This window comes from Escherichia sp. WS568 (genome assembly GCF_046486085.1).
GTDB lineage: Bacteria > Pseudomonadota > Gammaproteobacteria > Enterobacterales > Enterobacteriaceae > Escherichia > Escherichia coli.
The window spans coordinates 20,938-38,988 of the sequence record NZ_JBJQMC010000017.1 but is presented as its reverse complement, the minus strand read 5'-3'; the positions used below and the strand labels follow the sequence as shown (position 1 = coordinate 38,988).

Genomic DNA, 18,051 nt, shown 5'->3' with positions numbered 1-18,051 from the left:
CGCTCTCTTAAATGAAGACGAATTACGATTTACAGTTGAGTTGCGGCGTTTCCGCCCCGTAGTCATTGATAGTTCGGTACGTTACGCTGCTGTTTTTGGCACCCATTGGCAGAGAGAATTGGTATTTATCAAAGGGGGAAATCATTTGATTTTTAACTACTTTTCCACCTATTTTCAGGTCTGTCAGGGTAATGAAATAAGGTGTTGGGTTACTGACCGTAACCATGTCAGCTGACGAAGTGCAACGTAGTTTCGCCGGAGCCTCGGCTAAGGGATACGCTAAACCTTTTGGTCGCCAGAAAAGTTTGATGACGCTTTGTGTGGCAATCTTCAGGGTATTGCCTTCTTCCCGCTTCGTTGTTGAAGGGACTGCCCGTACGCTGGTGAAGAAAAGAGTTTCTCTGTCTTTCGCCAACGGCGCGCCAATGTACATAATGCGTAGCAGGTTCTCGTTTGCCGGATTCAGCACAAATAGCGGTGGTGTAATAATAAAGTCCGCTGACTTTTTATTATCTGGTGTCATCACCCATGACTGAATCAGATAAGGAACATCCGGACTGGTGTTACGTACACCCAGTGAAATTTGCTCTTCACCTTCCGAATAAACAAGACGTGTTGCTGCAAGTCCGACCCCACCTTTACCTGCCGCCCATGTGAACGAACAGCTGAGTAATATTGCCGTTAAACTTACGGTCACAATTCCCTTTGTTATGCAAGTTTTCATAAATAGTCACTCTTAAAAAAATGAATATCCCCTCCAGGACACTGGAAGGGTATTAATTAATTAAAAATTAATGGCTGATATTAATAATAATTAATATGGAAATTTGTTACCGCATTGACATTACCTGACGTCGCTTTACCCGTAGCGATATAATCTACTTTAAAAGTTAGCGTTTGATTTCCACTCTGCAACAAAATATTCCCGGTTTCTGTGTCTGGCGTAATGACCGTTGTACCATCATTCATATACATTTGCAGGGCCACGTTTGTAGCAGCCTCAGATGAGGCCTGGTTAGCAAACGCTGTAATCTGCGTAGTATCCGCTGTGCCATTAAAAGTGAACGTTGCATTTTTTGTTACGGTAATATCACAATCTTCTAATGCAATTGGCACATCAGTTTGCACCCCAGAAACCTGACCATTACTTTGCAACTTCGTTGCACTAACATCTGGTAAAGTCACCACGGAATCTTTCGTCGCAGCAACCAGCGTACAGGCAGGAGCAATGACTTTACCATTAAACGTAACCGAGCCATCCGTGATGGCATTATCATCAGCCGCCATAACACTTGAAGTTGTACATATCACAGTTATAAACGCCGCCAATACATTTTTTTTCATCGTTATCATCCTGATTTTTTCGTAAATATGATAATGCCTGCAAATGACATTGGACTTAATAATAACAACAAATGACCGCCATTTAAACCAGTAGTGTTTACTCAATACGTGACAAATCTTTTATTTATAGATTCCATGAATCTTTCTTTATTACCTGAACGAGTAATTCATTGATTCAACATCTATTGAATATCCAATAAATAAATACACGTGATATATATCCCTCAATCCTTAGTTCATTTTCAGAAAAAGATACACAAAATTTATATTTGGCATTCTCTTGTCTCTCCGACAGACTGACCGAATTGTTATCAATGTTAACAAAACAAGAACAATTGGTTATAAGGAGAGAGTATGCGTGTCATCACCCTGGCAGGAAGTCCTCGCTTTCCTTCTCGCTCCAGCTCCTTGCTGGAATATGCGCGGGAAAAACTAAATGGCCTGGATGTAGAGATTTATCACTGGAATCTGCAAAACTTCGCCCCGGAAGATCTGCTTTATGCCCGTTTCGATAGTCCGGCACTCAAGACCTTCACCGAACAGCTGCAACAGGCTGATGGGCTGATTGTCGCCACGCCTGTGTATAAAGCAGCCTATTCCGGTGCACTGAAAACGCTCCTCGACCTGCTGCCAGAACGCGCGCTGCAAGGCAAAGTCGTGTTGCCGCTGGCGACGGGCGGCACCGTGGCTCATCTACTGGCGGTCGATTATGCCCTAAATCCAGTTTTAAGTGCGTTGAAAGCCCAGGAGATCCTGCACGGCGTGTTTGCCGATGACTCGCAGGTGATTGATTACCAGCACAAGCCGCTATTCACGCCAAATCTGCAAACCCGTCTTGATACCGCGCTAGAAACTTTCTGTCAGGCGTTGCACCGCCGCGATGTTCAGGTTCCTGACCTACTGTCTCTGCGAGGTAATGCCCATGCGTAAGCTCATTAAACTGGTGCTGGCGGGTTTACTTAGCGTCTCTACACTTGCTGTTGCCGCGGAGTCTTCGCCAGAGGCGTTACGAATTGGCTATCAGAAAGGCAGTATTGGTATGGTGCTGGCAAAAAGCCACCAATTACTGGAAAAACGCTATCCGCAAACAAAAATCTCCTGGGTGGAGTTCCCGGCTGGCCCACAGATGCTGGAGGCGTTAAACGTTGGCAGTATTGATCTCGGCAGTACCGGGGATATTCCGCCAATCTTTGCCCAGGCTGCCGGGGCTGATTTGGTGTACGTGGGCGTCGAGCCGCCGAAGCCCAAAGCCGAAGTGATTCTGGTGGCAGATAACAGCCCAATCAAAACCGTAGCCGATCTTAAAGGTCATAAAGTTGCCTTTCAGAAAGGTTCCAGCTCGCACAATCTTTTACTACGCGCACTACGCCAGGCCGGGCTTAAATTCACGGATATCCAGCCCACTTACCTGACGCCTGCCGATGCCCGCGCCGCGTTCCAGCAAGGTAACGTTGACGCCTGGGCTATCTGGGATCCCTACTACTCCGCTGCATTATTACAGGGCGGCGTGCGGGTGTTGAAAGACGGCACCGATCTCAATCAAACCGGATCGTTTTATCTGGCAGCCCGTCCGTATGCAGAAAAAAACGGCGCTTTTATTCAGGGCGTACTGGCAACCTTTAGTGAGGCCGATGCGTTAACCCGCAGCCAGCGCGAACAAAGCATCGCTTTACTGGCAAAAACGATGGGCTTACCGGCACCGGTTATTGCCTCGTATCTGGATCATCGTCCTCCCACCACCATCAAACCGTTGAGCGCTGAAGTTGCCGCCTTACAGCAGCAAACGGCAGATCTGTTTTATGAAAACCGTCTGGTGCCGAAAAAAGTCGATATTCGCCAGCGCATCTGGCAACCCACTCAACTGGAAGGAAAACAATTATGAGTCTGAATATGTTCTGGTTTTTACCGACCCACGGTGACGGGCATTATCTGGGAACGGAAGAAGGTTCACGTCCGGTTGATCACGGTTATCTGCAACAAATTGCGCAAGCGGCGGATCGTCTGGGCTATACCGGTGTGCTGATCCCGACGGGGCGATCGTGTGAAGATGCGTGGCTGGTGGCGGCGTCGATGATCCCGGTGACACAACGGCTGAAGTTTCTTGTCGCCCTGCGCCCCAGTGTGACATCGCCTACCGTTGCCGCCCGCCAGGCCGCCACGCTTGACCGTCTCTCTAACGGACGTGCGTTGTTTAACCTGGTCACAGGCAGCGATCCCCAAGAACTGGCAGGCGACGGCGTGTTCCTTGATCATAGCGAGCGTTACGAAGCCTCGGCAGAATTTACCCAAGTCTGGCGGCGGTTGTTGCTTGGCGAGACAGTGGATTTCAACGGCAAACATATTCATGTACGCGGAGCCAAACTGCTCTTCCCGCCGATTCAACAGCCGTATCCTCCGCTTTACTTTGGCGGATCGTCAGATGTCGCCCAGGAGCTGGCGGCAGAACAAGTTGATCTCTACCTCACCTGGGGCGAACCACCGGAACTGGTAAAAGAGAAAATCGAACAAGTGCGGGCGAAAGCTGCCGCGCATGGACGCAAAATTCGTTTCGGTATTCGTCTGCATGTGATTGTTCGTGAAACCAACGGCGAAGCGTGGCAGGCCGCCGAGCGGTTAATCTCGCATCTTGATGATGAAACTATCGCCAAAGCACAGGCCGCATTCGCCCGAACGGATTCCGTAGGACAACAGCGAATGGCGGCGCTACATAACGGCAAGCGCGACAATCTGGAGATTAGCCCCAATTTATGGGCGGGTGTTGGCTTAGTGCGCGGCGGTGCCGGGACGGCGCTGGTGGGCGATGGTCCTACGGTCGCCGCGCGAATCAACGAATACGCTGCACTTGGCATCGACAGTTTTGTGCTTTCGGGCTACCCGCATCTGGAAGAAGCGTATCGGGTCGGCGAGTTACTGTTCCCACATCTGGATGTCGCCATCCCGGAAATTCCCCAGCCACAACCGCTGAATCCGCAAGGCGAAGCGGTGGCGAATGATTTTATCCCCCGTAACGTCGCGCAAAGCTAAGGAACACGATGATGGCAACGCCAGTGAAGAAGTGGTTATTGCGCGTTGCCCCCTGGTTTTTACCGGTGGGCATCGTGGCGGTGTGGCAACTGGCCTCCTCGGTTGGCTGGCTATCGACGCGTATTTTGCCCTCACCGGAAGGAGTGGTGATGGCGTTCTGGACGCTCTCTGCCAGCGGCGAATTGTGGCAGCATCTGGCGATCAGCTCCTGGCGGGCGTTGATTGGCTTTTCAATTGGCGGATCGCTGGGGTTGATTCTGGGACTGATTAGCGGGCTGTCGCGCTGGGGAGAACGGCTGCTGGATACCTCCATTCAGATGTTGCGCAACGTGCCGCATCTGGCGCTGATCCCGCTGGTGATTTTGTGGTTTGGCATTGATGAATCCGCAAAAATCTTTCTGGTGGCGCTCGGTACGCTATTCCCCATTTATATCAACACCTGGCATGGCATCCGTAATATCGACCGTGGGCTGGTGGAGATGGCACGTAGCTATGGATTATCCGGCATACCGCTGTTTATCCATGTGATCCTGCCTGGTGCCCTGCCCTCAATTATGGTCGGTGTGCGTTTTGCTTTGGGCCTGATGTGGCTGACGCTGATCGTTGCCGAAACTATTTCTGCCAATTCCGGCATTGGTTATCTGGCGATGAATGCGCGGGAGTTTCTGCAAACGGACGTGGTGGTAGTCGCTATTATTCTTTACGCCCTGCTCGGCAAACTTGCTGACGTCAGCGCGCAGCTGTTAGAGCGTCTCTGGTTGCGCTGGAACCCGGCTTATCATTTGAAGGAGGCCACGGTATGAATACTGCTCGTCTGAACCAGGGCACACCATTGTTGCTCAATGCAGTAAGCAAACATTACGCGGAAAATATCGTCCTGAACCAACTGGATTTACATATTCCGGCAGGTCAGTTTGTGGCGGTGGTGGGCCGCAGCGGTGGTGGCAAAAGTACCCTGCTGCGCCTGCTGGCAGGTCTGGAAACGCCAACCGCAGGCGACGTGTTAGCGGGCACCACACCGCTGGCTGAGATTCAGGATGATACGCGAATGATGTTTCAGGACGCGCGTCTGCTGCCGTGGAAATCGGTGATTGATAACGTTGGGTTAGGCCTTAAAGGCCAGTGGCGCGATGCGGCGCGTCAGGCTCTGGCTGCGGTAGGACTGGAGAATCGCGCCGGGGAATGGCCTGCCGCACTTTCTGGCGGGCAGAAACAACGTGTGGCGCTGGCAAGGGCGCTGATTCATCGACCGGGTTTATTGTTACTTGATGAACCACTCGGTGCGCTGGACGCTTTAACGCGACTCGAGATGCAGGATTTGATTGTGTCGCTTTGGCAGAAGCACGGTTTTACCGTTTTGCTGGTGACGCATGATGTGAGCGAAGCGGTAGCAATGGCTGACCGGGTGTTATTAATTGAAGAGGGAAAAATTGGTCTGGATTTGACAGTGGATATCCCCCGTCCGCGTCGATTAGGGTCGGTGCGATTAGCGGAGCTGGAATCGGAAGTGTTGCAAAGGGTGATGCAGCGTGGTGAATCTGAAATTCGCCTGAGAAAACAGGGGTAAATTCCCCGAATGGCGGCGCTATTGCCGCCATTCGGTTATTTATCAAGCCAGTGCTTTGGTGATCTTCTCGTACAGATCGCCAGAGAGATTTTCCAGCCCTTTCAACTGCTCCAGCGCCGCGCGCATTTTCTCCTGACGTTTGGCATCGTAACGTTTCAGGCGAATCAGCGGCTCAATCAGGCGCGATGCCACCTGCGGGTTACGGCTGTTGAGGTCGGTAAGCATTTCCACAAGGAACTGATAACCGCTGCCATCTTCGGCATGGAACGCTGCCGGGTTGCTGCCCGCAAACGCGCCAATCAACGAACGAATGCGGTTCGGGTTGCTCATGGTAAATGAGCGATGCTGCAACAGACCGCGCACCGTCTCCAGCACATTCGCCGCCGGGCTGGTGGCTTGCAGGATAAACCATTTATCCATCACCAGACCGTCCAGATGCCACTTATCGTCGTATTCCTGCATCAGCGCATCACGGCATGGCAGTTGTGCGGCAACCGCCGCAGAAAGCGCCGCCAGCGCATCGGTCATATTGTTCGCTTCGTGGAACTGCTTGCTCACCAGCACGTCAGCCAGATGCGTTTCACCAAAAGCAAGGAAGCGCAGGCAGGCATTACGCAGAGTGCGTTTCGCAATATCTTCATGCTCAACACGGTACTCGCTCTGGTAATTCGCGTTGTAAATAGCCAGCAGCTCATCCGCCAGTTCAGTCGCCAGAGTACGAGTGAGTGCTTCGCGTACTTCGGCAATAGCAATCGGGTCGATGATATCGAACAGTTCAGCCATTTCATTGACAGAAGGCAGCGTCAGGATTTCTGCCGCCAGCGCCGGATCAATCTTCTCATCGAGCAGCACCGCGCGGAAAGCGTCAGCCACATGCACCGGCAGAGACAGCGGCTGCCCTTGCTGATGACGGGCGACGTTTAGCTTGATGTAGGTTGCCAGCAGGCTTTGCGCCGCATCCCAGCGGGAGAAATCATTACGCGCATGGCGCATCAGGAAGGTCAGTTGCTGATCGCTCCACTTATATTCCAGTTTCACTGGCGCAGAGAATTCGCACAGCAGCGCAGGCACCGGCTGAAAGTAGACATTATCAAAGACAAAGGTCTGTTCCGCCTGGGTGACGTTCAGCACCGAATTCACCGGATGACCGCCTTTTTGCAACGGGATCACTTTGCCTTCGTTGTCATACAGTTCGATGGCAAACGGAATATGCAGCGGCTGTTTTTCTGCCTGATCCGGCGTAGCAGGCGTACGCTGGCTGATGGTCAGGGTGTACTGCTCGGTTTCCGGATTATAGTCGTCTTTGACGGTCACAACCGGCGTACCGGACTGGCTGTACCAACGGCGGAAATGAGAGAGATCGACATTCGACGCATCTTCCATCGCCTGAACAAAGTCGTCGCAGGTTGCCGCGCTGCCATCATGGCGCTCGAAATAGAGCTGCATCCCTTTCTGGAAGTTTTCTTCGCCCAGCAGGGTGTGGATCATGCGAATGACTTCCGCGCCCTTCTCGTAAACGGTCAGGGTGTAGAAGTTGTTCATCTCAATGACCATATCCGGGCGGATCGGGTGCGCCATCGGGCTGGCGTCTTCCGCAAACTGCAATCCGCGCATGGTGCGCACGTTGTTGATACGGTTTACCGCGCGAGAACCAAGGTCAGAGCTGAACTCCTGATCGCGGAAGACGGTTAAACCTTCTTTCAGGCTGAGCTGGAACCAGTCGCGGCAGGTCACTCGGTTACCGGTCCAGTTATGGAAATATTCATGGCCGATAACGCGTTCAATATCGAGGTAATCTTTGTCGGTGGCGGTATCGGTGCGGGCCAGCACATATTTGGAGTTAAAGATATTCAGACCCTTATTCTCCATTGCGCCCATATTGAAGAAATCCACCGCGACGATCATATAGATGTCGAGGTCATACTCCAGGCCGAAGCGCTCTTCATCCCATTTCATGGAGTTTTTCAGCGAGGTCATCGCCCACGGCGCACGATCAAGGTTGCCGCGATCGACGTACAGCTCCAGCGCAACTTCGCGACCAGAACGCGTGGTGAAGGTGTCGCGCAGCACGTCGAAGTCGCCTGCCACCAGCGCAAACAGGTAGCACGGTTTAGGGAACGGGTCCTGCCACTGTACCCAGTGACGTCCGTTTTCCAGTTCGCCTTGCGCAACGCGGTTACCGTTGGAAAGCAGGAAGGGATATTGGGTTTTATCGGCAATAATTTTGGTGGTAAAACGCGCCAGCACGTCCGGGCGGTCGAGATAATACGTAATATGGCGGAAACCTTCGGCTTCACACTGGGTGCAAAGCGCATCGCCTGACTGATAAAGCCCTTCCAGCGCGGTATTCGTCGCCGGGCTAATTTCATTAACGATCTTAAGCGTAAAACGCTCCGGCAAATTACTGATGACCAGTGCGCCCTCTTCTTCTTTCCAGGCGGTCCACGGCTCATCATTAATATGAACAGAAACCAGTTTAAGATCTTCGCCATCAAGACGAAGCGGAGCATCTGATGCACCATGACGGACAGCCTGGCTGACCGCGGTAACGACCGTCTTTTGCGCGTCCAGGTCAAAGGTCAAGTCAATATCAGTAATCTGGTAATCCGGCGCACGATAATCGTGACGGTATTTGGCTTGTGGCTGTTGAGTCATAAATAACCTTTAGCATCTTTTATAGAGTCTGGTGTTCAGTCTATTCCTGTTGCGTAAATCGCGCTATGCAGAATCTTCATCTTTTCAGGTACAAACGCCTTTATTGCTACATTTTTATAACATACACCGCGTAATGCCATCGACCAGAAAGGTGGCATATGGTGTGATCGGGGTTCAATAAATTGCGAAACAAGGTATACTCCAGCAGTTCCTGAAGATGTTTATTGTACTAAACGCTCCTGTACGAGGACGCTACTGCGCACCTATGACACAATTCGCTTCTCCTGTTCTGCACTCGTTGCTGGATACAGATGCTTATAAGTTGCATATGCAGCAAGCCGTGTTTCATCACTATTACGATGTGCATGTCGCGGCGGAGTTTCGTTGCCGAGGTGACGATCTGCTGGGTATTTATGCCGATGCTATTCGTGAACAGGTTCAGGCGATGCAGCACCTGCGCCTGCAGGATGATGAATATCAGTGGCTCTCTGCCCTGCCTTTCTTTCAGGCCGACTATCTTAACTGGTTACGCGAGTTCCGCTTTAACCCGGAACAAGTCACCGTATCCAACGATAATGGCAAGCTGGATATTCGTTTAAGCGGCCCGTGGCGTGAAGTCATCCTCTGGGAAGTTCCTTTGCTGGCGGTTATCAGTGAAATGGTACATCGCTATCGCTCACCGCAGACCGACGTTGCGCAAGCCCTCGACACGCTGGAAAGCAAATTAGTCGACTTCTCGGCATTAACCGCCGGTCTTGATATGTCGCGCTTCCATCTGATGGATTTTGGCACCCGCCGCCGTTTTTCTCGCGAAGTACAAGAAACCATCGTTAAGCGTCTGCAACAGGAATCCTGGTTCGTGGGCACCAGCAACTATGATCTGGCGCGCCGGCTTTCCCTCACGCCGATGGGAACACAGGCACACGAATGGTTCCAGGCGCATCAGCAAATCAGCCCGGATCTAGCCAACAGCCAGCGAGCTGCACTTGCTGCCTGGCTGGAAGAGTATCCCGACCAACTTGGCATTGCATTAACCGACTGCATCACTATGGATGCTTTCCTGCGTGATTTCGGTGTCGAGTTCGCCAGTCGCTATCAGGGCCTGCGTCATGACTCTGGCGACCCGGTTGAATGGGGTGAAAAAGCCATTGCACATTATGAGAAGCTGGGAATTGATCCACAGAGTAAAACGCTGGTTTTCTCTGACAATCTGGATTTACGCAAAGCGGTTGAGCTATACCGCCATTTCTCTTCCCGCGTGCAATTAAGTTTTGGTATTGGGACTCGCCTGACCTGCGATATCCCCCAGGTAAAACCCCTGAATATTGTCATTAAGTTGGTTGAGTGTAACGGTAAACCGGTGGCGAAACTTTCTGACAGCCCTGGCAAAACTATCTGCCACGATAAAGCGTTTGTTCGGGCACTGCGCAAAGCATTCGACCTTCCGCATATTAAAAAAGCCAGTTAATATCATCAGGGAGCTAATCGGCTCCCTTTTTTACCTTTAATTCCGAAATCTTTCGCTGCATTTGCGAATTCTGCTTGTCTGATTGCAGATGCCAGGTAACATAGGTATCCCCCCATTTACGGGTGGACAAGTGTTTATTTTTTCCGACTATTAACAGAGAGAATATTATGAGCGTTGTGCCTGTAGCCGACGTACTCCAGGGCCGCGTAGCCGTTGACAGCGAAGTCACCGTGCGCGGATGGGTACGTACCCGCCGAGATTCAAAAGCTGGCATCTCCTTCCTCGCCGTTTATGACGGTTCCTGCTTTGATCCTGTACAGGCTGTCATCAATAATTCTCTGCCCAACTACAATGAAGACGTCCTGCGTCTGACCACCGGCTGCTCGGTCATTGTGACGGGTAAAGTCGTGGCGTCGCCGGGCCAGGGGCAACAATTTGAAATTCAGGCCAGCAAGGTTGAAGTTGCTGGTTGGGTTGAAGATCCAGACACTTACCCGATGGCGGCAAAACGCCACAGCATTGAGTATCTGCGTGAAGTCGCTCACCTGCGTCCGCGCACAAACCTGATTGGTGCCGTCGCGCGCGTTCGCCATACGCTGGCGCAGGCGCTGCATCGCTTCTTTAACGAGCAGGGATTCTTCTGGGTTTCAACGCCACTGATTACTGCGTCTGATACCGAAGGGGCTGGCGAAATGTTCCGCGTTTCTACGCTGGATCTGGAAAACCTGCCGCGTAACGATCAGGGCAAAGTGGATTTCGACAAAGACTTCTTTGGTAAAGAGTCTTTCCTGACCGTATCTGGCCAGTTGAACGGCGAAACCTACGCTTGCGCATTATCCAAAATTTATACCTTCGGCCCGACTTTCCGTGCTGAAAACTCCAACACCAGCCGTCACCTGGCGGAATTCTGGATGCTGGAGCCGGAAGTGGCGTTTGCTAACCTGAACGATATCGCGGGTCTGGCTGAAGCCATGCTGAAATATGTCTTCAAAGCGGTTCTCGAAGAACGCGCTGACGACATGAAATTCTTCGCTGAACGCGTAGATAAAGATGCCGTTTCACGTCTGGAACGCTTCATTGAAGCCGATTTTGCGCAGGTGGATTACACCGACGCAGTGACCATTCTCGAAAACTGCGGCAGGAAGTTTGAAAACCCGGTTTACTGGGGCGTTGATCTCTCTTCTGAGCATGAGCGTTATCTGGCGGAAGAACACTTTAAAGCACCGGTAGTGGTTAAAAACTATCCGAAAGATATTAAAGCGTTCTATATGCGCCTTAACGAAGACGGTAAAACCGTTGCGGCTATGGACGTTCTGGCTCCGGGCATCGGTGAGATCATTGGTGGCTCCCAGCGTGAAGAACGTCTGGACGTGCTGGACGAGCGTATGCTGGAAATGGGCCTGAATAAAGAAGATTACTGGTGGTATCGCGATCTGCGTCGCTACGGTACTGTTCCGCATTCAGGTTTCGGTCTTGGTTTTGAACGCCTGATTGCTTACGTAACTGGTGTGCAAAACGTGCGTGATGTGATTCCGTTCCCACGTACTCCGCGTAACGCCAGCTTCTAATTTAGCGTCTTCAAGAGCCAGCGCCCGCTGGCTCTTTTTTTATCCTTTCTGTCAAGTTATCTGTTTGTTAAGTCAAGCAATCTATTTGCAACCCCGCCATAACGATCATCCTGTTACGAAATATTACACTGCAACATTTGCGCACAAAAAATAATCCGCATTCTTATTGCGGATTAGTTTTTTCTTAGCTGATAGCACAATTTTCATACTATTTTTTGGCGTTCTGGATGTCTGAACGAGGATTTAGTGCCAGGTCGATAAAGTTTCCATCAGAAACAAAATTTCCTTTTAGTTAATTTAAATATAAGGAAATCATATAAATAGATAAAAATTGCTGTAAATATCATCACGCTTCTATGGAAATATGACGGTGTTCACAAAGTTCCTTAAATTTTACTTTTGGTTACATATTTTTTCTTTTTGAAACCAAATCTTTATCTTTGTAGCACTTTCACGGTAGCGAAACGTTAGTTTGAATGGAAAGATGCCTGCAGACACATAAAGACACCAAACTCTCATCAATAGTTCCGTAAATTTTTATTGACAGAACTTATTGACGGCAGTGGCAGGTGTCATAAAAAAACCATGAGGGTAATAAATAATGATGAAGCGCAATATTCTGGCAGTGATCGTCCCTGCTCTGTTAGTAGCAGGTACTGCAAACGCTGCAGAAATCTATAACAAAGATGGCAACAAAGTAGATCTGTACGGTAAAGCTGTCGGTCTGCATTATTTTTCTAAAGACAATGGTGTAAACAGTTACGGCGGAAACGGCGACAAAACTTATGCCCGTCTTGGTTTTAAAGGGGAAACACAAATCAATTCCGATCTGACCGGCTACGGTCAGTGGGAATATAACTTCCAGGGTAACAACTCTGAAGGCGCTGATGCCCAGAAAGGTAACAAAACTCGTCTGGCATTCGCAGGTCTGAAATTCGCTGATGCGGGTTCTATCGACTACGGTCGTAACTACGGTGTGGTTTACGACGCACTGGGTTACACCGATATGCTGCCTGAGTTTGGCGGTGACACGGCATACAGCGATGACTTCTTCGTTGGTCGTGTAGGCGGCGTTGCTACCTATCGTAACTCCAACTTCTTCGGTCTGGTTGACGGCCTGAACTTTGCCGTTCAGTACCTGGGCAAAAACGAACGTGCTGGTATTCCTGAGCGTTCCAACGGCGACGGCGTCGGTGGCTCTATCAGCTACGAATTCGAAGGCTTTGGTATCGTAGGTGCTTACGGTGCAGCAGACCGTACCGACGCCCAGGAAGCCGAATTCCGCGGTCAGGGTAAAAAAGCTGAACAGTGGGCAACTGGTCTGAAGTATGACGCGAACAACATCTACCTGGCAGCGAACTACGGTGAAACCCGTAACGCTACGCCAATTGAAGGCGGCTTCGCCAACAAAACGCAAGACGTTCTGTTAGTTGCGCAATACCAGTTCGATTTCGGTCTGCGTCCGTCCATCGCTTACACCAAATCTAAAGCGAAAGACGTAGAAGGTATCGGTGATGTTGATCTGGTGAACTACTTTGAAGTGGGCGCAACCTACTACTTCAACAAAAACATGTCCACCTATGTTGACTACATCATCAACCAGATCGATTCTGACAACAAACTGGGCGTAGGTTCAGACGACACCGTTGCTGTGGGTATCGTTTACCAGTTCTAATAGCACACCTCTTTGTTAAATGCCGAAAAAACAGGACGTTGGTCCTGTTTTTTTTATGCCTTCCAGAGCAATCTCACGTCTTGCAAAAACAGCCTGCGTTTTCATCAGTAATAGTTGGAATTTTGTAAATCTCCCGTTACCCTGATAGCGGACTTCCCTTCTGTAACCATAATGGAACCTCGTCATGTTTGAGAACATTACCGCCGCTCCTGCCGACCCGATTCTGGGCCTGGCCGATCTGTTTCGTGCCGATGAACGTCCCGGCAAAATTAACCTCGGGATTGGTGTCTATAAAGATGAGACGGGCAAAACCCCGGTACTGACCAGCGTGAAAAAGGCTGAACAGTATTTGCTCGAAAATGAAACCACCAAAAATTACCTCGGCATTGACGGCATCCCTGAATTTGGTCGCTGCACTCAGGAACTGCTGTTTGGTAAAGGTAGCGCCCTGATCAATGACAAACGTGCTCGCACGGCACAGACTCCGGGTGGCACTGGCGCACTACGCGTGGCTGCCGATTTCCTGGCAAAAAATACCAGCGTTAAGCGTGTGTGGGTGAGCAACCCAAGCTGGCCGAACCATAAGAGCGTCTTTAACTCTGCAGGTCTGGAAGTTCGTGAATACGCTTATTATGATGCGGAAAATCACACCCTTGACTTCGATGCACTGATTAACAGCCTGAACGAAGCTCAGGCTGGCGACGTAGTGCTGTTCCATGGCTGCTGCCATAACCCAACCGGTATCGACCCTACGCTGGAACAATGGCAGACACTGGCACAACTTTCCGTTGAGAAAGGCTGGTTACCGCTGTTTGACTTCGCTTACCAGGGTTTTGCCCGTGGTCTGGAAGAAGATGCTGAAGGACTGCGCGCTTTCGCTGCTATGCATAAAGAGCTGATTGTTGCCAGTTCCTACTCTAAAAACTTTGGCCTGTACAACGAGCGTGTTGGCGCTTGTACTCTGGTTGCTGCTGACAGTGAGACCGTTGATCGCGCATTCAGCCAAATGAAAGCGGCGATTCGCGCTAACTACTCTAACCCACCAGCACACGGCGCTTCTGTTGTTGCCACCATCCTGAGCAACGATGCGTTACGTGCGATTTGGGAACAAGAGCTGACTGATATGCGCCAGCGTATTCAGCGTATGCGTCAGTTGTTCGTCAATACGCTGCAGGAAAAAGGGGCAAACCGCGACTTCAGCTTTATCATCAAACAGAACGGTATGTTCTCCTTCAGTGGCCTGACGAAAGAACAGGTACTGCGTCTGCGTGAAGAGTTTGGCGTGTATGCAGTGGCTTCTGGTCGTGTGAACGTGGCCGGGATGACGCCAGATAACATGGCTCCGCTGTGCGAAGCGATTGTGGCCGTGCTGTAAAGGCTAGTTAAACGAAGCCCGCTGTGAAAGCGGGCTTTTTTATACGTCTTTACCAGACGGGCATTTCGTCTTGCAGGAAGGGATTATGCAGGCGTTCGTAACCAAGAGTTGATAATGGTCCGTGACCCGGAATAAATGTCACGTCATCCCCCAGGGGCAGCAATTTATCTTTGATTGAAGAAATCAGTTGATTATGATCGCCACGCGGAAAGTCACTGCGCCCTACTCCGCCTTTGAAAATAACGTCGCCAGAAATCAGCAGCCTTGCCCGCTCATCAAAAAACACGACATGACCCGGCGTATGCCCAGGGCAATGTAACACCTGTAAAGTCACATTCCCTATGCTGATGGTATCGCCTTCGTTCAGCCAACGATCTGGCGTCAGCGGCTGGCACTCTTCCAGACCAAACATACGACTTTGCGCAGGCAAGCCTTGCAGCCAGAACTCATCTTCTTTTTCCGGGCCAAAAACCGGCACGCCGTAATGTTGCGCCAGTTCCGCCGCTGCGCCAACGTGGTCCAGATGACCATGAGTCAGCAGGATCTGCATCAGTGTCAGGCCGCTGGCATCAACTTCCTGTTTGATTTTTTCCGCATCGCCGCCAGGATCGACCAGTGCGGCCAGTCGGGTTTGTTCACACCAGATCAATGAACAGTTCTGGGAGAATGCGGTGACCGGAATAATACGATAGTTCATACTGCCCCTGTTTCGTTAAGCGATTACTACCAGTGCCGTGCTGGCCCGGTATCAATATGCACAAAGTTACTACGTGGGTAATATCCTACACCACCTGCGCGCATAGATAACGCGGCTTTGCGAATATTGCTTAACGCGATACCTTCAATATGGAAATCCATCGCCTGCCCTTTCGTGTGATAGCTTTTCTTCGCTACTCCACGGCTGCGGGCGCGTAGTTCATTGTTGGTATCAATGGAACGATAACCGGAAATGAGTTGCACCGGTTTGCGGGTACCTAATAACCCTTGCAGGCGATACAACTGATCGAACAATCCTGGGTCGATGGACTTTATTTTGTTCGCGCGGTAATCGCGGAAAAAATGGTTAAGTTTTGCCAATTCTTCCTGAATATAGCCTCTGCCATCGAAAAACTCCGCTTTGATTGACTCTCCGGTATGAAGATTATTGAGTGTCAAAATGCGCGGGCGTGGGGTAGAGAGTGTTGCAAACGCCGGGGTCGGCAGGATGGCGGCACCGAGTGCAACGCCACCAAGCGCCAGCAGTTTGCGGCGATTAGCGTCGAATTTGTCCATGATAATCAAGTCTACAGGTCAATGTTATCGTTTATATGCACTTCTGGCGCACAAGAGGCACCTTAACCGTCAGTAAAGCTGACGTCAAGATGACTCAACCCCAGCAGTGACGGGGGCTGCAGAGAATCGCCCCCGATCATGCTAATTATTACGACAACTGATTTCCCCGAACTACTTCATTTACCTGATTAATTGTTCCGCTTTCGATACGATTTGCGAGCTGGATCGCGCAGGCAGATCATAATTGTAAATATCTGTACGATACTGGGTACGACCATCTGCACCAACAAAGGCCGTCAGGTAGTAGAGATTCACCGGAATCGACTGCCGAATATTGACGTAACGCGTATCGCCCTGCTTCAGCGCATCAGAAATACGTTTGTCATTCCATCCTGCATCCTGCAACAGCATATTCGCCAGATCGGAAGCTTTATTCACTCGCACACAGCCTGAGCTCAATGCGCGTGTATCACGTTTGAACAGATTGTGGTTCGGCGTGTCATGCAAATAAATGGCCTCTGAACTCGGCATATTGAATTTATAGCGCCCCAGCGAGTTCCGTGGGCCTGGAGCCTGCTGGAAGCGGAACGGTAAATTCGAGGCCGTGATTGTAGACCAGTCAACCTGCCATGGGTCAATCGCTTCTCTGCTGTTCCAGCCGCGCATCACCGTATAGCCATGGCTTTCGAGATATCCCGGATCGTTGCGCACTTTCGGCAGAATATCTTTGCGTGCCAGAGTTGGTGGTACGTTCCACGGCGGGTTTACCACTACGTTGTTAAGTGCACTGCTCATCATCGGCGTTTTGCGATCGGGGCGACCGACAATGACTCGCGAATCCAGCACCTGATTGCCGTTCTGATAGTAGACCAGCGAATAGGCCGGAATGTTAACCATGATCCCGGTAGAAAGCTCTGTTGGCAGCAAGCGCAATCGCTGGATGTTGAGTGCCAACACGCCAGCACGCTGGGCGGGCGTTACGTTTAACCAGTCACGCGTTGCCGGGCCAATAGCGCCATCTGCTCCCAATCCTTGCCATGCCTGAAAACGTTTAACGGCTTCCACCAGTTCATTATCGTAGGCGGCACGAACGGCAGGCGCAGGTTTACTACGAGACGTCGTTTGCTTGTCCATCGGCTTAGTTTCTGCTGTTTCAACAGTAACAGCGGATGGGCTGACTACCGCGTCAGTTGGCGTGTCATCGCCAGGTAGAGTAATTTTCGGCCCCCCGTCCAGCATGCCTGTGCGTTGCAATATTTCGCGCAACGCCGGTACGTCGTTACTCCACTGCCCTGGGCGCAACGTTGCTTTGCCGGTCAGTTGGGGCCACGGTTTGGTGTCACTGAGTAAGGCCAGTAACGATTCATGCATCGCTGCATATTGCGGATGCTGCGGTGCCAGACCTGCAACAAACGTCGGCAATTGACCTTTATCCAGCGCCAGCTGCCATTGGTTAATCACCGAAAGCGGCGGCGTTGAAAGCGCATAAGGTTTACTGCTATATAGCCAGCGAGTGCCTTTGACCGGAATATTTGCAATGAAATGGAGATAGCCCATCATCGCATCAGAGAGCACGACGTCGCGTGCCATCCCGTTAACACCAGGATCGGTCAGTAACTCTACCCATTTATTAAACTGCGGCTGGAAACCGGCAATCGCCACCTCTGCCAGCTGTTGCTGGAAGGCTTTAACAGCATCACGGTTTTCCCACATGGGTTGCATATCGCGTGCGGCATACAACAGTTGAAGCTGGTTAAGATAAACCGGCTTATAACCTGCGGGTAATTGAGATTCGATTTGCGTGCGGGCTTTTTCTGCCGCACCTTCAGGCAATGGCTGGATCCCCGCCATAATTGCCGTGGCTTGCGCCTGCGGCAGTGCCTCGCCCTGTTCACTGACAGCCACCGGGCTGTCGCCAGGGATTACTTCAGGCTCATCGGCCTGCGCATTGAACAGTGGAGCGAATGTTACGGCCACGCACAAACTGATTGCCGACAGCCGACGACCACACATCATATTAAGCAACATCCCTTGCCCCCTGTTTTTATCATACTCTGAATAGCCAGGCTGTTATTTTACGACTTGCCTGTACAACGCCAATAC

The 18,051-nt window shown here is 51.0% G+C and carries 15 protein-coding genes; 9 read left to right on the top strand and 6 right to left on the bottom strand.

Annotated elements, in window-relative coordinates:
* Positions 1–22: 22 nt before the first annotated feature.
* Positions 23–724 (bottom strand): molecular chaperone, encoded by a 702-nt coding sequence (locus ACJHWR_RS17750; protein WP_001330060.1) that lies wholly within the window; start codon positions 722–724, stop codon positions 23–25.
* An 80-nt stretch (positions 725–804) separates the two neighbouring features.
* Positions 805–1,344 carry a fimbrial protein gene (locus tag ACJHWR_RS17745; RefSeq protein ID WP_000742542.1) on the bottom strand — a complete coding sequence of 180 codons (540 nt, stop codon included), beginning with the start codon at positions 1,342–1,344 and terminating at the stop codon, positions 805–807.
* Positions 1,345–1,698: 354 nt separating this feature from the next.
* Here ACJHWR_RS17745 and ssuE point away from each other — a divergent pair, with 354 nt between their 5' ends.
* The 5 genes from ssuE to ssuB are packed head-to-tail and all read left to right on the top strand — an operon-like array spanning position 1,699 to position 5,935.
* Entirely contained in the window at positions 1,699–2,274 is a 576-nt protein-coding gene (ssuE, locus tag ACJHWR_RS17740; RefSeq protein WP_001263917.1) for an NADPH-dependent FMN reductase, read from the top strand.
* Positions 2,267–3,226, top strand: coding sequence for an aliphatic sulfonate ABC transporter substrate-binding protein SsuA (ssuA, locus tag ACJHWR_RS17735; protein ID WP_001228572.1), 960 nt, complete (start codon positions 2,267–2,269; stop codon positions 3,224–3,226). The genes ssuE and ssuA overlap by 8 nt, the downstream gene beginning before the upstream one ends.
* Entirely contained in the window at positions 3,223–4,368 is a 1,146-nt protein-coding gene (gene ssuD, locus ACJHWR_RS17730; RefSeq protein WP_000055984.1) for an FMNH2-dependent alkanesulfonate monooxygenase, read from the top strand. The genes ssuA and ssuD overlap by 4 nt, the downstream gene beginning before the upstream one ends.
* Positions 4,369–4,379: 11 nt before the next feature.
* Positions 4,380–5,171 carry an aliphatic sulfonate ABC transporter permease SsuC gene (gene ssuC / locus ACJHWR_RS17725; RefSeq protein WP_000235189.1) on the top strand — a complete coding sequence of 264 codons (792 nt, stop codon included), beginning with the start codon at positions 4,380–4,382 and terminating at the stop codon, positions 5,169–5,171.
* Complete coding sequence (gene ssuB / locus ACJHWR_RS17720) at positions 5,168–5,935, top strand: aliphatic sulfonates ABC transporter ATP-binding protein (RefSeq protein ID WP_001090491.1); 768 nt, start codon at positions 5,168–5,170, stop codon at positions 5,933–5,935. Before ssuC ends, ssuB begins: the two co-directional genes overlap by 4 nt.
* Before the next feature lie 42 nt (positions 5,936–5,977).
* Here ssuB and pepN read toward each other — a convergent pair whose 3' ends face one another.
* The gene (gene pepN, locus ACJHWR_RS17715) at positions 5,978–8,590 is read right to left on the bottom strand and encodes an aminopeptidase N (protein WP_000193817.1); all 2,613 of its coding nucleotides are present in this window, start codon (positions 8,588–8,590) and stop codon (positions 5,978–5,980) included.
* Positions 8,591–8,855: 265 nt separating this feature from the next.
* On the opposite strand from pepN, the gene pncB reads away from it, so the two are divergent.
* From pncB to aspC, 4 genes are all read left to right on the top strand, one after another.
* On the top strand, positions 8,856–10,058 hold the full coding sequence (gene pncB / locus ACJHWR_RS17710; RefSeq protein WP_001330062.1) for a nicotinate phosphoribosyltransferase: 1,203 nt from the start codon (positions 8,856–8,858) through the stop codon (positions 10,056–10,058).
* A gap of 167 nt (positions 10,059–10,225) precedes the next feature.
* Positions 10,226–11,626, top strand: a complete 1,401-nt coding sequence (asnS, locus tag ACJHWR_RS17705) for an asparagine--tRNA ligase (RefSeq protein ID WP_000117881.1) — start codon at positions 10,226–10,228, stop codon at positions 11,624–11,626.
* 601 nt (positions 11,627–12,227) lie between these two features.
* A complete protein-coding gene (gene ompF, locus ACJHWR_RS17700; protein WP_000977905.1) occupies positions 12,228–13,301 on the top strand; it encodes a porin OmpF in 1,074 nt (357 codons plus the stop codon).
* Positions 13,302–13,485: 184 nt separating this feature from the next.
* The gene (gene aspC / locus ACJHWR_RS17695; RefSeq protein ID WP_000462687.1) at positions 13,486–14,676 is read left to right on the top strand and encodes an aspartate transaminase; all 1,191 of its coding nucleotides are present in this window, start codon (positions 13,486–13,488) and stop codon (positions 14,674–14,676) included.
* Between the two features lie 49 nt (positions 14,677–14,725).
* Here aspC and gloC read toward each other — a convergent pair whose 3' ends face one another.
* From gloC to ldtD, 3 genes are all read right to left on the bottom strand, one after another.
* Entirely contained in the window at positions 14,726–15,373 is a 648-nt protein-coding gene (gene gloC / locus ACJHWR_RS17690; RefSeq protein ID WP_001109455.1) for a hydroxyacylglutathione hydrolase GloC, read from the bottom strand.
* Between the two features lie 26 nt (positions 15,374–15,399).
* Positions 15,400–15,948 (bottom strand): YcbK family protein, encoded by a 549-nt coding sequence (locus ACJHWR_RS17685; protein ID WP_001295932.1) that lies wholly within the window; start codon positions 15,946–15,948, stop codon positions 15,400–15,402.
* 180 nt (positions 15,949–16,128) lie between these two features.
* Entirely contained in the window at positions 16,129–17,976 is a 1,848-nt protein-coding gene (gene ldtD / locus ACJHWR_RS17680) for a L,D-transpeptidase (protein ID WP_000926039.1), read from the bottom strand.
* Positions 17,977–18,051: the final 75 nt, after the last annotated feature.

What these genes read in the sequence shown, in the direction of transcription:
- ACJHWR_RS17750 (WP_001330060.1), bottom strand. Translation starts at nt 724, where the DNA reads ATGAAAACTTGCATAACAAAGGGAATTGTGACCGTAAGTTTAACGGCA.
- ACJHWR_RS17745 (WP_000742542.1), bottom strand. Translation starts at nt 1,344, where the DNA reads ATGAAAAAAAATGTATTGGCGGCGTTTATAACTGTGATATGTACAACT.
- ssuE (WP_001263917.1), top strand. Translation starts at nt 1,699, where the DNA reads ATGCGTGTCATCACCCTGGCAGGAAGTCCTCGCTTTCCTTCTCGCTCC.
- ssuA (WP_001228572.1), top strand. Translation starts at nt 2,267, where the DNA reads ATGCGTAAGCTCATTAAACTGGTGCTGGCGGGTTTACTTAGCGTCTCT.
- ssuD (WP_000055984.1), top strand. Translation starts at nt 3,223, where the DNA reads ATGAGTCTGAATATGTTCTGGTTTTTACCGACCCACGGTGACGGGCAT.
- ssuC (WP_000235189.1), top strand. Translation starts at nt 4,380, where the DNA reads ATGGCAACGCCAGTGAAGAAGTGGTTATTGCGCGTTGCCCCCTGGTTT.
- ssuB (WP_001090491.1), top strand. Translation starts at nt 5,168, where the DNA reads ATGAATACTGCTCGTCTGAACCAGGGCACACCATTGTTGCTCAATGCA.
- pepN (WP_000193817.1), bottom strand. Translation starts at nt 8,590, where the DNA reads ATGACTCAACAGCCACAAGCCAAATACCGTCACGATTATCGTGCGCCG.
- pncB (WP_001330062.1), top strand. Translation starts at nt 8,856, where the DNA reads ATGACACAATTCGCTTCTCCTGTTCTGCACTCGTTGCTGGATACAGAT.
- asnS (WP_000117881.1), top strand. Translation starts at nt 10,226, where the DNA reads ATGAGCGTTGTGCCTGTAGCCGACGTACTCCAGGGCCGCGTAGCCGTT.
- ompF (WP_000977905.1), top strand. Translation starts at nt 12,228, where the DNA reads ATGATGAAGCGCAATATTCTGGCAGTGATCGTCCCTGCTCTGTTAGTA.
- aspC (WP_000462687.1), top strand. Translation starts at nt 13,486, where the DNA reads ATGTTTGAGAACATTACCGCCGCTCCTGCCGACCCGATTCTGGGCCTG.
- gloC (WP_001109455.1), bottom strand. Translation starts at nt 15,373, where the DNA reads ATGAACTATCGTATTATTCCGGTCACCGCATTCTCCCAGAACTGTTCA.
- ACJHWR_RS17685 (WP_001295932.1), bottom strand. Translation starts at nt 15,948, where the DNA reads ATGGACAAATTCGACGCTAATCGCCGCAAACTGCTGGCGCTTGGTGGC.
- ldtD (WP_000926039.1), bottom strand. Translation starts at nt 17,976, where the DNA reads ATGTTGCTTAATATGATGTGTGGTCGTCGGCTGTCGGCAATCAGTTTG.